The sequence below is a fragment of the Caldicellulosiruptor sp. F32 genome, assembly GCF_000404025.1.
In the GTDB taxonomy this organism is placed as follows: Bacteria; Bacillota; Thermoanaerobacteria; order Caldicellulosiruptorales; family Caldicellulosiruptoraceae; genus Caldicellulosiruptor; species Caldicellulosiruptor saccharolyticus.
Genome location: NZ_APGP01000093.1, coordinates 1 through 13,827, shown reverse-complemented (window position 1 = coordinate 13,827; position 13,827 = coordinate 1). Strand labels below are relative to the sequence as shown.

General features: G+C 37.0%; 12 protein-coding genes. 1 reads left to right on the top strand and 11 read right to left on the bottom strand.

Annotated features, from left to right (window positions below):
• Positions 1-68 precede the first annotated feature (68 nt).
• Positions 69-872 (top strand): NPCBM/NEW2 domain-containing protein, encoded by an 804-nt coding sequence (locus tag H964_RS08580; RefSeq protein WP_011917948.1) that lies wholly within the window; start codon positions 69-71, stop codon positions 870-872.
• A 75-nt stretch (positions 873-947) separates the two neighbouring features.
• Here H964_RS08580 and H964_RS08575 read toward each other — a convergent pair whose 3' ends face one another.
• From H964_RS08575 to H964_RS08525, 11 genes are all read right to left on the bottom strand, one after another.
• A complete protein-coding gene (locus H964_RS08575) occupies positions 948-3,998 on the bottom strand; it encodes an S-layer homology domain-containing protein (RefSeq protein WP_039766664.1) in 3,051 nt (1,016 codons plus the stop codon).
• 178 nt (positions 3,999-4,176) lie between these two features.
• Positions 4,177-6,276: a methyl-accepting chemotaxis protein gene (locus H964_RS08570; RefSeq protein ID WP_051109325.1), complete on the bottom strand. Its 2,100-nt coding sequence runs from the start codon at positions 6,274-6,276 to the stop codon at positions 4,177-4,179.
• 210 nt (positions 6,277-6,486) lie between these two features.
• Positions 6,487-7,647, bottom strand: a complete 1,161-nt coding sequence (locus H964_RS08565) for an ABC transporter substrate-binding protein (RefSeq protein WP_039766728.1) — start codon at positions 7,645-7,647, stop codon at positions 6,487-6,489.
• Between the two features lie 187 nt (positions 7,648-7,834).
• The gene (locus H964_RS08560) at positions 7,835-8,857 is read right to left on the bottom strand and encodes a type II TA system antitoxin MqsA family protein (RefSeq protein ID WP_039766726.1); all 1,023 of its coding nucleotides are present in this window, start codon (positions 8,855-8,857) and stop codon (positions 7,835-7,837) included.
• Positions 8,858-8,892: 35 nt separating this feature from the next.
• The gene (locus tag H964_RS08555; protein WP_237738251.1) at positions 8,893-9,105 is read right to left on the bottom strand and encodes a hypothetical protein; all 213 of its coding nucleotides are present in this window, start codon (positions 9,103-9,105) and stop codon (positions 8,893-8,895) included.
• Positions 9,106-9,332: 227 nt separating this feature from the next.
• Complete coding sequence (locus H964_RS08550; RefSeq protein WP_039766660.1) at positions 9,333-10,328, bottom strand: pyruvate carboxyltransferase; 996 nt, start codon at positions 10,326-10,328, stop codon at positions 9,333-9,335.
• Between the two features lie 36 nt (positions 10,329-10,364).
• A complete protein-coding gene (locus H964_RS08545; protein WP_039766658.1) occupies positions 10,365-11,129 on the bottom strand; it encodes a molybdate ABC transporter permease subunit in 765 nt (254 codons plus the stop codon).
• Positions 11,130-11,176: 47 nt separating this feature from the next.
• Positions 11,177-11,983: a molybdate ABC transporter substrate-binding protein gene (modA, locus tag H964_RS08540; RefSeq protein WP_039766656.1), complete on the bottom strand. Its 807-nt coding sequence runs from the start codon at positions 11,981-11,983 to the stop codon at positions 11,177-11,179.
• A gap of 39 nt (positions 11,984-12,022) precedes the next feature.
• Positions 12,023-12,355 (bottom strand): NifB/NifX family molybdenum-iron cluster-binding protein, encoded by a 333-nt coding sequence (locus H964_RS08535; RefSeq protein WP_039766654.1) that lies wholly within the window; start codon positions 12,353-12,355, stop codon positions 12,023-12,025.
• Between the two features lie 26 nt (positions 12,356-12,381).
• On the bottom strand, positions 12,382-13,185 hold the full coding sequence (locus H964_RS08530; RefSeq protein ID WP_039766651.1) for a radical SAM protein: 804 nt from the start codon (positions 13,183-13,185) through the stop codon (positions 12,382-12,384).
• Position 13,186: 1 nt separating this feature from the next.
• Positions 13,187-13,827, bottom strand: a 641-nt coding sequence (locus H964_RS08525; RefSeq protein WP_039766649.1) for a nitrogenase component 1, incomplete at its 5' end; no start/stop codon positions are given.

Here is a 13,827-nt window from a genome sequence, read left to right as displayed (position 1 = left end):
TATATTTTATTGTAGGGAGTATTTTTCAAATACCAATAGGAGAGGTGATGATTTTAGATGAATAGGCGATGTCTTTTTTTATAGTGGTTCTTCTTTGGACAGCTACTGGTTTTGCAGCAGCCAAGCCAGACTATAAGCAGCTTTATGAAAAACTGTTGAAACAGTACAATAGTTTAAAGACTGAAAACGCAAACCTTAAAAAGCAAATTGCATCACTTCAAAATCAGGTAAAATTGTTAAACCAAAAAGTTGCAAGCATGCCTAAGGAATATGAATATGATCTTGTTAAAGATGATGTGACTATTTCAGAAAAACTTCCATTCATCAGCTATAAAGGACGAAGATATGTCCACTTTGATTCAATTATTACTACTTTTTTATGCATTACTAGTAAAGATTATGTATTCGATGCTCAAGAAAAGAAAGTTAAAATATTATCATCTTTTAAGAAAAAAGAAGGAACGTGGCTTACTGATCTTAAACCAACACATTTAGGAATGTTCTCCTCATTTGGATTTAATGATGAAAATATAACTGTCAATTATCAAAAATTCTTCAAAAATATCTGGTGGAAGCACTGGACAAACGAGGCCCAGTTTAGCCTTACGTACAAGATTGAGGGAAAATACAAGAAATTCAGCTGCTGGCTTGGCATAGCAGATTGTTCTACCAACGGTTCAAAAGGTGTAGTCAGAATTTTGGGTGATGACAGGCTTTTAGGCGAGTATAAGCTTGAATTGAACAGAAAGCCAACGTTAGCAGAAATAAATGTAGAAGGAATCAATGCCTTAACACTACAATTTGAAAGAACAATTGCTAATGACTTAGGTGATACTTATATTTGTATTGGCGACCCGCTTTTAGTTCCTTAAATCTTTATGAATGATAAACAAAATAAAAGAGGGTGAGAATTAAATCTCACCCTCTTTTATTTAATTTATTAATTATTATTTCCATGTTCCACTCATACTTGTCTGCGCAAGTTCATTACCAGCACTATCTTTTACTCTTCTATCTGCTTCATATGCTGGTACATAGTCTACCTTAATTGCGCTGTATCTCTTGTCACCACTGAACTTGAAGACTATATTGTCGGAGTTAACAACAACGCCTATATCAGGATTTGTTATTGCTCCTCCGATATATACCTTAAACTGATCAAGAACATACACTTTATTTACAACAGTTGTTTCACTGAATTTAACTGTAACCTCTGTAACATTATATGTTGCATTGTATACAGCTTCAACTGCAGTAATAGTTGGTGCAATCTTATCACTTGCAGTCACTGGTCCTACTGCATTGCCACTATTAATTGATCTTCCAAGCAGGTCCTTTGTAATTGAATTAGCCTTGATTCCTACAGTTACTGGATTTCCATCTTTCTTAGCATCAGCACCAATTGCTGTTGCAAGGTTCAAAACAACAGCTCTGCTACCTGCATCCCATGTTGCATAAAGAACTCCTATTGTATTTGTCCCTGCTTTGACCTCAAAATCACCTGCATAAAGTGTATATTCATTAATATTGCCAGTCAAGAATACTTTCAACTGTGTTGTTGAAACAGCCTGAACTCCATTTGTTGAGTCAATTGTAACAACTGCTGAATTGGAATCTACAAAGTTAGTAGCACTTTTTGCAATCGCAACTGTTGTCTTATTTCCATTTGTATCTGCAACACCAATTATCTGCAGATATGTCATATTAGCAAAATCAGTATCTTTAATTACAAGTTTTACAGTCTTACCGTTTGCCAACAATGTCGCAGTTGCACTGCTGAAATCTTTAAGTGCAAAGTTGCTATCCAGATACTTATAATTTGTAGCTGTATTAGCGCTTGCTGCATTCAATGTCTTATCAAATGTTATATAGAGTTCTGTTGTGTCGCCAGAAGCATCATTGTATACTATTGGAGCAACTACCTGCGGTGCACTTGTATCAGATAGTGTAGCTGTAACTGTCTGCGGCAAGCTTGCATTCTTAAGTGGTGTAAGGTCTTCAATACCGCTTACTTGAACTGTTACAACACCTGCTGGTAGAGCCGAAGCCAATACAACTTTCAATGTATTCTTAATCTGATTACCACTACTGTCTGTATCCCAGGTAATTACACTAATAACTTTCTGGTTACCATCTTTATCTTTCACAATAATCTTGTTGTCAGAGACATTAGGAACACGTACATCTTCACTAAATGTTACCTTTACTGTATAAGCATCTGGAACTGAAACTGATTTAACAGTTGGTCTTTCTGTGTCAATTGTTGGAACAACGTATTTTTCAAATTTTGCTGTCTGCCCAGTATAATCTTTAACTTCTATTGTAACCTTAGCACCAGATACTGGTATGCAAGTTGCCAACTCATCACCAGAAGTTATTGTTACTATGTTACCATCTATTGATGTGCCAGCTATAATACCATTTGACAACGATACACTTACAATGCTCTGTATTGCTTTGCTAAACTCAAGCTTAACCTGGCTAAGAGTTGCTGTGACATTCTTCAATTCAATAGGTGACTTGTCTTCTGCAACACTGAAACTCATCGATGGATTTACTACAAGCAACCCAGCTATATCTGTAACACCTGTAACACTCAATGTATTATTACCAACATTCAGAGGAATGTAAAGATTCAAAATAATTACGTTCGGGTCTATAGAACTATCTTCATTAAATCCCTTAACTTCTTTTACGAGGTACATTCCGTTCAATGTATAATTTGCAGGATTTGCATAGTTTTTAACTGGTTCACTGAACTCAACTCTAAGCTTCTGCGGGTTCTCAGCTGTAACCTTTACTATAGCCGGAGCTGTTCCATCTTGTACAGGGCCAATTTCAGTTGTATATGCCTCTTGAAGACCCAAACCTGTTTTGAGTGTAACTTTAACTTTGTCCCCGTTTGCTAAATCGTCTTTCAAAATTAGTGTAACCTTCTTCTTATCTTCGCTCAGTCGCACTGCTCCAATTGACTTTGTTGTATCTCCTACTTTAATTTCATAGTTATTTGTGTCAACAGCATAAACGTCCTTTACATCTCTATTGAACGTTACAACAACTTGCTTCAAGTTTGGTACTTCAACTTTTGCAACTTGAAGCTGTACTGGAACTGCCACAAATGTCTTGCCTGTATCATTACCCTTGAAGTAAAGTTTGTAAGTAGCACCTTCTGTTTGCGCTGCTGTCTTCAATACAAGCTTTCCTGCTCCAAAGTCAGATGCCTGAGTGTCTATTAATGTTACAGCAACTGTCTTTGACTCATCTTTTGCATCCTTAATCTCAAAGTCAAGAGGAATTACATCTCCATCTTCAAGTGTTGCAGGCTCATTGTTGAGATATACATCAACATAAACCTCTATTGTGTCATTTGCAACTGCTTTAACATCCTTAACAACTATTGTCTTCTCTGGTGGGAAGAATGCATTTGCAAACGCAACCGCTGCTTGACCTCTGATTACAAATGTCCCGATTCCAACTTCATCTTCAATACCATTGAAGAAACCAAGGTCAAGAGCTTTTCTTACATAGTTGATTGGCCATGTTCCAGCTGCTGGGCTCTCGCCTTTTGCAGCAACAAGCATCTTACAGAGCTCTTCAAATTTGACCGGTTGGTCTGGCTTGAATGTTCCACTTGGGTAGCCATTTACAATGCCAAGGTCTTTACCTGCCTCAACATATGCAAATGCCCAGTGATCCTGTGGAACATCTTTGAATGACTGCTCAGCATAAACATAGTCTTTTACCACATCTTCTTGACCTGTTGCTCTGATGATCATTGCCAAGATCTCCGCTCTTGTAAGAGTCTTGTCGAGCATCAGGTCGCCTTGCTCGTTACCTTTTAAAATGCCCTTTTCCTGAAGTACCTTTGCTGCCTGGTCATACACAGAACCAGCTGTCTCTTCTGTTGTAGCTTCGTCCTGTGCAAACGCAGGCGCAATTATTGATAGGGCAAAAAGCAATACTGTTACGATAGCGATGAGTCTTTTGAATTTTTTCATAACTACTCACCAAACCTCCTTGTATGATTTTTTAGTGATGAGGCTCTTGCTTTTTTATAACCTCATCACTTACAGCTAAAATTTTAACAACAGCATTTTAATAAGTCAATAGGTCTTTAGCATTTGTAACCAAACTGTAAAATTGGTGAAATAATTTTGCAAAAGCCCAAAAAACTTTTTAAACCTTGAATATCTGCATAGCTGCCTGTAAATCTTGAGAAAGTTTGTTTAGCTGCTCTGTCATGGCTCGAAGTTCTTCTATTGCTGCAAGCTGTTCCTGTGTCGAGGCAGAAACCTCTTGTGAAGATGCTGCTGTCTCCTCTGAAATAGCAGAGATATTTTCTATACTGTGAATAATAGTATCTTTTTCTTTATCAATTGCAGAAATTGACTCAGTGATATTCTCAATTCCTTTTATAAGCTCGTCCATTGCGCTTTTTATGTTAGAAAATGCAGAAGCAACATTCTCAACTGCACTGTTTTGTTGATCAATGACATTTTCTACTTTATCCGCAACCTCTTGTGCAGCTTTTGTCTGAGCTACAATCTTCTTTATCATATCCTCAACTTCCCTTGTTGACTCTTTTGACTGGTCAGCAAGTTTCCTAATCTCGCTTGCAACAACTGCAAAACCACGTCCAGCTTCTCCTGCTTTTGCCGCCTCTATTGAGGCATTCAAAGCCAAAAGTTTGGTCTGTTCAGAAATTCCACTTAAAACCTGAATAATCTTCCCAATTGACCTTGAATACTCTGCAAGCTGATTGATCGTTTGAATCATTGTATTTGTAATGTGAACAGTCTCGTGAGTAACGTTGTTTAAGGTATTGACAACCTCTGTTCCCTTGTTTGAAAGCTGTGAAACGTTCTTTGAAAGAGCGCTCATTTGATTTGCGGATGAAACAATCGTGTCAATTTTCTCGCCAAACTTAGAAACTGTCTCAACAACGCTTGTTGCTTCTTTTGCCTGATTTGACGCACCCTCTGCAATCTCTGAGATTGCTTTTGCAACCTCATTTGATGCTGCAGCTGTCTCGGAGGCAATTGTCGAAAGTGTTGAGATCGCAGAGCTAACCTCTTTGCTAAGATTTACACCTTTTTCAATCAAGGCCTTTATGTTCTTTGCCATGTTGTTAAAGCTATAGGAAAGAAGGCCTATCTCGTCATTTCTATTTATGTTAAGACTTACTGTCAAATCACCCTTTTCAGCAATAGCAAATGTCTTTGTAACAGTTTCTAAATCTTTTACAATCCTTAGAGCAAAATAAATTCCTATCACAAGAGCTGCAACTGTAAATATTATTGTAAGGATGATGATTATAACTTCTAATCTACTTGCAGATGCAAGCATCGCTTCAACAGGAACTAAACTTACTATTATCCAATCTTGCTCAGGAATGCGTGAATATGTAACCAAAAATGGCTTGTTATCAAAAACTGTTTGGAATGTACCTTTTGTGTTTTTACCTTTAACTTCACTTAGTATCTTGGTAATAAACGGTGTGTTTGCATTTGGAGTAAGTTTTCTTGTTGTTTCCCACTCGCTTGGCAAAATTACCTTCCCAGCAGGTGATACTGCAAGCATATAACCGCCCTGCTGTGAGATATTTGTCGACTGAAGTGCACTTCTTAGCCACTGCAAACTAACATCCAAAATCAAAACACCCAAGGTCTGGGATGATGAAATATCCTTAAAGGGCATGCCAACTGAAAAAGCATATTGTGGGATTGTTTGGCTTTTTTGGTTTGCTACTTCATCTAATGCTTCATAGTGATTTTCTAAAAATACTGGTCCATCTGCTTCCATAATCTTTTTGTACCAGCGTGCCGATTTCAGCTTGTTAAAATCTATATACTCAGCAGAAAAATATGGGTAAAGAAGAGAATTGTCCTTGTCTACTAATATATACGCTGCAGAGAGCATTATGTTTGTGACAAATATGTTTTGAATCATTTTATCAGCATCAGTTTTCAGCTTGTACTTGTCATAGTCTTCTAAGGTGAGCTGACGTGATTCTGAATAAAGCTTCTGAATGACGTCATTTGACATAAGCTGCAGGGCTTGGTCTCTGACTGTGTCAAAGATTAGTTGAAAATACTGACTGCTTGCCTCTGTTGCAGCAAGATATGACTTTTTACTTTCGTTTATTACTGAAGTTACAGAAGTCCTGACCGAAATGATGTCAATAATTAAAATAGGAATAACCAAAATCCCCACCACAAGCAAACTCAGTTTTCTTGCAAGGCCCTGCTGAAATACGAATCTTTTTAAAAACGACATTGGGTCTTTTTTAGACAATTTCCTCACCTTCTAAAATTTTAATTTTATTATATTTTTGATTATACATCATTTGAGAGGCAAAATGTCAAGAGAGTTTAAATTTTAAACTATCATTTTTGAAAAATCAGAGAAGAAAACAAAAAGGAGCTGGAAGAAAGAATAGTTTTGTCCAGCCCCTTTTGCATTTTATATGGTTCTTTTACGGACTTCTTATGGATTTAACTTCTGTTTAAATCTATGCACGCCATTTTTAATCTCAATTATCACTGCAGACTTTTTAGCGTTGTGTTTTGAGTCAATTGAAATAATACCTGTTAGTCCGACAAAGTTTTTAGTATTCTCAAGGGCTCTTCTCAGTTTTTCTCTGTCAGTTGTAGAACCTGCACGTTTTATTGCATCTGCCATAAAATATCCTAAGTCATACCCAAGTGCTGAGAGGGCATTTGGTTCTATCTTGTATTTTTGCTTGTATCTCTTCACAAAGTCTTGAACCCTCTTGTCTGTATCCTGTGATGAGTAGTGGGTTGAGAAAAAGATATTTGTTGCATATTTTTTCCCTGCCTTTTCGACAACTTTGGGGTCATCAAAGCCGTCAGTACCAAGAATTGGCATCCACATTCCAAGTTCTCTTGCCTGCTTGATGATAAGTCCTGCATCGTCATAGTAAACAGGTGTAAAGATAACATCTGGCTTTTTGTCCCTTATCTTTGTCAATATCCCATTAAAATCCTGTTCACCCTGCTGGAACGCTTCTTCTGCTACAACTTTACCGCCACCTTTTGTAAATGTCTCTTTAAAGTTCTTGTAAAGACCTTTGCTGTAATCAGACGCTGCATTGTAAAGAATTGCTGCTGTTTTTACCTTTAACGTCTTGAGTGCAAAATTTGCCATAACACTTCCTTGGAACGAGTCATTAAAGCAGATTCTGAATACATACGCCTTTGTCTTTCCAGTTCTTTCATCAATTGTAACTGAATCATCTGTGGCAGTAGCTGACACAAGCGGTACTCTGTATCTTGTTGCGGCAATTGAAGCAGATTTTGTTGCACCTGATGTCACAGGGCTTAACAGGGCTAAAACATTCTCTTTTGTTGCAAGCCTTGTTGCAATATTTAGCGCTTCTGTCTTGTCAGATTTGTTGTCAAATACAACAAGCTCTATTTTCTTTCCTAAAACTCCACCCTTTTTATTAATCTCTTCAACTGCCATCTTAAGGCCTTCTAAAGTCCTCTGTCCGTACTGCGCAACAGCACCAGACAACTCAAGATTTACTCCAAGCCTTATTGTTTTTGAGCTTGAAGCAAAGGCAAAGGCAAATAAACCTAAGATTAAAATTAAGGCAGATGCAATGATTAGAATTTTTTGGAGCATAAGTTTTCTCACGAAAAACCATCCTCCCGTCCTAAGATATACTTTGCAGTATCAAAAAAGGGCAAAGGAAAACCTCTACAAAAGACCACCTTTGCCCTTTTGTGCATATCTTAATAATATGTGTTGAGAATATTTTAATTTAACAAACAAGACTTGTCAATAAAAATATTAGAAACAGGAATCTATGTTATTTCTGTAGTGCTTGACTGTCTAAACTCACTGTCTTTGCATACTCATATGAGATTAGTTCACGCAACGGGGTTTGCTGCCATCCAACTTCTTTGTGAGACAGCTCTGAAATAGCGCTGCATGTTTTATCTTTCAATGCATCAATGACCATATTAATGGTCTGCAATTCTTCTTGGGTAAATACTGATAAGTCGTAGTTGCCTTTGCTCTTAATCTTTGTTTGGATTGCCCCATCAGGAGTCTCATACTCCTCAATAGTGTATTTATCACTTGGGTATGCTGCTATTTCTTTGTATGCGAATTTTTCAATCACTGGCCCATAAGCATATTTGATGTATCTTAAGCCAGTTATTGAACGTAAACAACGTTTAAAGTGCATAAAATCAATATACCATAAAAACTTATTAAGACTGCTCAAATATAAATTTTCAACTTTTTCAGCAATGTAGCTTATCAAATTCTCCAGCTTTTCAAAGTCAAACCTTCTGAATCCATTGTAGATATCTTCTGGATGTTCAAGCTCTGCAGAGATAATTTTTTTCTTCAAATCAGCAAGAGAGTCTCTGATTTTCTCCATTGTTTTTTGATATGTTCTTTCAGTTATTCTCCCAGATTTAAATGCTTCTTCCACTTTTTCTTTGAAAAACCCTTCAGATGTTAAAATCAGTTTAAGAATATCACTATGTGATTTAGAAGGCAAAGCTCCTCTTTCATACCTGTTTATTGTCATCTTGCCCCAGCCAAGTATCTGCCCCAGCTCTCTTTGAGAAAGTCCATATTTTTCTCTTATCTTCTGGATTTCTTCAGGGGTAATCAAGCCTGTCAACTCTCTATAGCGTTGATAGAGCCTTTTTAGATTTTCGTTTTCGATGTCTGGCACAAACAACTCAGTATCACACTCACTGCAATGCGGAACATGTTCTTCAACATTGACTTGCACACCTTTATATTCTCTAACCAGATTTTTTTCAACTTTAATTTCAACATGCTTTTTACACTCCGGACAATATGCCCTATTCATCATTCTTTTTCACCCCCTTTTCTTGAGATTCATCCTCATGAAAAGAAATGCACACCACTTCTTCTGGTGGATTGTACCTTAGTTTTATGTATATTACAAACATCTAAGTATCTGTTGTTTTTGAAAATCCAAATGTCACCTTCTTTATTATCAAGATGGTCTTGTTCTGCCCCTTTGACATAATCTCCTGGCTGAAGTTCCAACAATATGTCCTTTACATCGTCTATTAGCAAACCCCATTCTTTCAAGAATTTTATGTTTTTCTCTCTTTTGACAAAACCCCATTTCCCTGCTACTATTAGTTTTTTAATTTCGAGTAGATAAATTTTGATAATTTCTTCTTTTAGCTTTTCAATCTCTATCGCCTTCTTTCGTGCAACTTTAAAAACACTTTTTGCATTTTCATTATATCATATAAATTTTATTATTGCCACTATTTGATGGCAATATTCAACTTTGGATAAGATAATGAAGCTTACTTCATAACCTCAAACCTTGAGGTAAACTCCAAAAGCTCATCTAAAGCCTCAAAATTTAAGTTTGGTGCATTTTCAGCTTTTATCTGGACAAGGTCCAAGATTGCAACCTCTAAAGCTGCAATGCCAGTCCTCTCACCTATCCCTCTTATAGAGCAGTTTACCATTGAAGCACCGTATAGCCACGCACAGACTGCATTGCTCTGAGCTTTGTAAAAATCGTTGTGACCATGCCACTCAAGCCTCTCTGGTGGTATATTGGTGCTCTTTGAAATTGTGTAAATAATTTTAGGAACGCTTCGTGGCAAGCTTGCATACTCATATGGCACACCAAACCCTAAAGTGTCGCACAGTTTAAAATACACCTTTTTGTCACACTTTTTTGCCATCTCTTCAATTGCCAACATAAGTGGAATTACAAAATTTTCAATATCTGATCTTGTGATGTCTTCAAGATGAACTCTTGGGGTAATACCAAGTGAAAAGGCTTCTTGTATAACATCGATGTACTGGGCGGCAATTTCTGACCTTGTTTTTTGAAACTTTTTGTAGATGTGATAGTCTGAGCATGACATCAAAATCCCTACTTCATCAAGTCCAAACTCTTTTGCAAGTTTTAGTTCCTCTTTTTTACTTCTCACCCACCCAACTACCTTTGGAAATTTGAATCTTTTTTTCAAGCATTCCTGAACACACTGTCTGTGATAGTTTGTATAAAGAAAAAATTCGGAGTATTTTATAGTTCCAGTGCCATTGTCAATGTAGTGAAGATATTCGAAAATCTTTGCTACATTTTCTTTTCCTATATACGAAATAGCTTGCTGACCTTCTCTGAACGTGCTGTCTGTTACATATAGCTTTGACGGTATATTGAGGGGAACAGAAATACTATCAAATATAACTCTTGGAATACTCTCATATGGAAATATTTCTTTAAAGTAATTAGGAGCGCCTTTTTCAAAATCTTGAAAACTCTTTTTTGCTGCACTTACCATTTTTCTCACATCCTAACAGATTTATAGTCAAGTTTTTCAATAGTCAACGTTGTTCAAAAGTTTCTTTGTTAAGTAAAGAATTAAATATGAAATTATTATCATCACAAAACTCACAGAATAAGTTTCCTCCTGATTTTGCACATATAGTTTGTACAAATAAAGTGAGATTGTTTGAGTTTTTCCAAAGACATTCCCCGCAAAGACAACTGTTGCGCCAAACTCGCCAAGCGCCCTTGAAAATGTGCCAAGTATGCCAATCACAAGCCCTTTTCTTGCAACTGGTAAGTACACACGCCACAAAATTCCAAGCTCATCAAGCCCTAAGATGAGCCCTTCTTCTTTTAACTGTTTGTTTATGGCCAAAAACGAAGAGTATGCTACTTTCAAATAGTATCCAATACTAACAAAAAGCTGAGCAAGTATTACTGCAAAGGTGGTAAAAGGTATCTCAAGAGAAGCTTTGTCAAGTATTCTCCCTACAAATCCGACTTTGCCATACAAAAGAAGCAAGAGCACTCCCATCAAGATCGGTGGCAGGACGTTTGGAAGGTCTATTATCAGCTCAAGAAAAGCGATTCTTCTTTTTGTGCTGGCAAGAAGATATGCAAAAGGTGTGCCTATTAAAAATGCCAAAATACAGCAGATGCTGGCTGTAAAAAAAGAAAGCCCAAAGGCTGTGATGGTCTCTTTTTTTGTTATCATATTAAAAAGTTTTGAGTATGGTACAACAAAAAGTAAATTTAAAAAAGGTAAAAGCAAAAATATTAAAAACGGAACTGAAAGAATAAATACCTTTTTCATAATAAGCTCACACGCTTTCACAAAAGAAACTTGATCGGTTTTCTTTGCTATTCATATCCTGCTGACTTTAAAATAGCTTTGACTTTTTTTGAACTTAAAAACTTTATAAACTCCTTTGCAAGCCTATTTTTCTCAGATGTTTTGATTACCCCAACATAATGATAAGCCTGAACATTGTACTCATCAGGAATAGAAACAATACCCAGTTTTGAATTTATGGCATCTGTGAAATAAACAACACCTGCGTCAGCCTGCATTGCCTTAACTTTTTGGATAACATCAGTAATCTGAAACTCTTGTGAGATGACATTTTGCAAAATCTTTTTGTACAGGGCAGGGTCTTTGCTTTTTACTTTGTTTAGAAACTGTTGTGTCCACATACCAATTGGTGAAACAGTGTCTGCTATGCAAAGCTTTACACCCTTTTTAGATATATCCTCAAAGCTTTTCACCTTTTTCGATGAGCTGACAATAGCAAGAGTAGTTTTAGCAAATGTCAAGTAACTATTTATATACCTCTTTCCTTTTATTTCATCAATGTATCTTTTGTCTGCTGAAAAGAATATATCACAAGAAGCGCCACTTTTGAGCTGCGTCACAAGTACATGAGTGCCTGCAACATTCATTTCAATCTTGCAATTTTTCTCTTTTTCAAACTGGTCAGCTATTTTTTCTATAACCGCTTCTAAAGTATTTGGTACAAAAATGACAAGTTTATCATTTTTAGAGCTTTGAGCTTTGGTAGTCTTTGAAAAAGCAAATCGAGAATAGGTACAAAACAAAGCTGCCACAAGTACAGCTATTACAAAAATTGAGATTACAAATAATTTTATCCATTTTGTTCTATTTTTCATTCTATTCTCTCCTTTTCTTCCTGAAGAAACGGTCATTTTTTAAGTCATAAAAAGATCCAAAACCTCTTTGATAGCATCTTTCACAAGCCCATGTCTTTCTAAAACAATCTTGTCAGAAAGCTTTTCCAAGGCACAAAGTCCAACTTTGTTTGCTATTATCACATCACAGTCTTTTAGCATCTCAACTCTCTTTTCCATCCTCTCCTGGCTGCTGCAACTCTCAATTCCTTGGTCTTTAAACTCTCTAACACAGATTAGATCGCAGCTGCCATCGTCAAACAAATCAACAATCAAAAAATTCTCGCTGTTACCAAAGTGTCTGTTCACAAGCTTTCCATCACTGGTGGCAATTGCAACTCTTTTTCTTTTCATCTTTTATCCCACCACCAAAAATTTTTTCAAATCATAAGCATGCCAATTGCATCAGACCTGCACTGGTTGCAGTGGCTAATCTGGTCAATGATACTCTCACACCTTTTTCTGATGTTATTTACTGCATCGCAAGACGGCCTTTTCAGATGCGAAAACTTGGCATACGGTCGCAATGGCATGATGTTCATAACACTGACTCCAAGTGCTTTGACCGTCTTTGCAATCTCTTCTATGTGGTCCTGGTTGATATCAGGAATCAAGACAGTGTTTACCTTCACAACAAGCCCTGCTTTGCACGCCTTTTCTATACCCTTTTGCTGTTTTTCAACCAAAAGCTTTGCTGCATCCTCGCCAAAGTACAAAACCTCATCGTACAAGGCAAACTCATAAATCTCTTTTGCTACCTCAAAGTTTACTGCGTTGACAGTTACGGTTACAAACCTTACACTGCTTTTCAAAAGATCTTCAGTTCTGTCTTCAAGCAAAAGCCCGTTTGTGCTGATACAAAATATAGCACCTTTGTCATAGCTTTTTATGAGCTCGAAGGTTTTAAAAGTCTCGGGGTTGAAAAGTGGGTCGCCAGGCCCTGAAATTCCAACAATCTTTAGCCTGCTGTCTGATGAAGCATACCTTTTGTATCTTTCTAACGCCTGCTCAGGTGTCAAAACCTCAAGGCAGGCACCAGGGTGGTTTTCGTTCATGCATGAGATGTTTCTATCACAATAGTTACACTTTATATTACACGCTTTTGCAACAGGAAGATGTATTCTTCCAATCTTGCTTGCTGCATCTTTTCCAAAACATGGATGACCATAGTTTCTATTTCCCATCTCAAATCAGCCTCCAAACAGGTGCAAAGACTTCTTTGTATACGTCAATAAGCAAATGCAAAAAACCTTCAAAACAGGCATACGGCTTTGTCTCTTGAGGCAAAACCAAAAACGGCACGCCAAACTTATGAGAAAGGTACCACTCTCTTGTTCCACCAATGAAAAGGTCGGGCGAAAATCTTAATATTATCTCTTCAACCTCTGCACAGTTAAAATCGTCCACCAATATGCTGTCAGGAAGTATACAGCGCGCCATCTCGTAGTCGTTCGAACATCCAAACTGGCTACCACAAACCAAGATTTCAAGCCCTGCTTCTTTGAAAGCATTTGTCATAAAACCTATGCGCGATGCCCCTAAAAGTACGATTGCCTTTTTGCCTTGCAATTTGCTTTTGAAAAACTGTATCTTGTGTTTTATCTTTGAAAACTCTTCATCTGCAACAATTTCAGCAGCCTTTTCTTTTCCAAAAAATTTTGCTATCTTTTTAAGTGAGGTTATAGTATTCTCAATTCCGTAGAAAGAGACCTCCATATACGGTATTGAAAACCTCTCTTTCATAAATTGAGCAAGTAATAGTCCAGAACTTCTGCAAAGCAAAAGATTTAGCCTTGCATTTACGCTTTTTTCCATCTGAGAAAGAC